This window comes from Pseudomonas sp. BJa5 (genome assembly GCF_030272875.2).
Classification (GTDB): Bacteria; Pseudomonadota; Gammaproteobacteria; order Pseudomonadales; family Pseudomonadaceae; genus Aquipseudomonas.
Window position 1 is genome coordinate 1 of sequence record NZ_JALRNG020000086.1, and the last position, 626, is coordinate 626.

Consider the following 626-nt stretch of genomic DNA (forward strand, 5'->3'; position numbering starts at 1 on the left):
GTGATACCCGTAGCTTCGGTGCATGGTTTGAGCCCCGTTACATCTTCCGCGCAGGCCGACTCGACTAGTGAGCTATTACGCTTTCTTTAAAGGGTGGCTGCTTCTAAGCCAACCTCCTAGCTGTCTAAGCCTTCCCACATCGTTTCCCACTTAACCATGACTTTGGGACCTTAGCTGACGGTCTGGGTTGTTTCCCTTTTCACGACGGACGTTAGCACCCGCCGTGTGTCTCCCATGCTCGGCACTTCCAGGTATTCGGAGTTTGCATCGGTTTGGTAAGTCGGGATGACCCCCTAGCCGAAACAGTGCTCTACCCCCTGGAGTGATACATGAGGCGCTACCTAAATAGCTTTCGAGGAGAACCAGCTATCTCCGAGCTTGATTAGCCTTTCACTCCGATCCACAGGTCATCCGCTAACTTTTCAACGGTAGTCGGTTCGGTCCTCCAGTCAGTGTTACCTAACCTTCAACCTGCCCATGGATAGATCGCCCGGTTTCGGGTCTATACCCAGCGACTAAGCGCCCTATTAAGACTCGCTTTCGCTACGCCTCCCCTATTCGGTTAAGCTCGCCACTGAATATAAGTCGCTGACCCATTATACAAAAGGTACGCAGTCACCTAACAA

General features: G+C 52.2%; 1 rRNA gene. It reads right to left on the reverse strand.

Going from position 1 to position 626, the window contains the following annotated elements:
* Positions 1 to 626, reverse strand: a 23S ribosomal RNA gene (locus M2D63_RS25530); the annotation flags it as partial.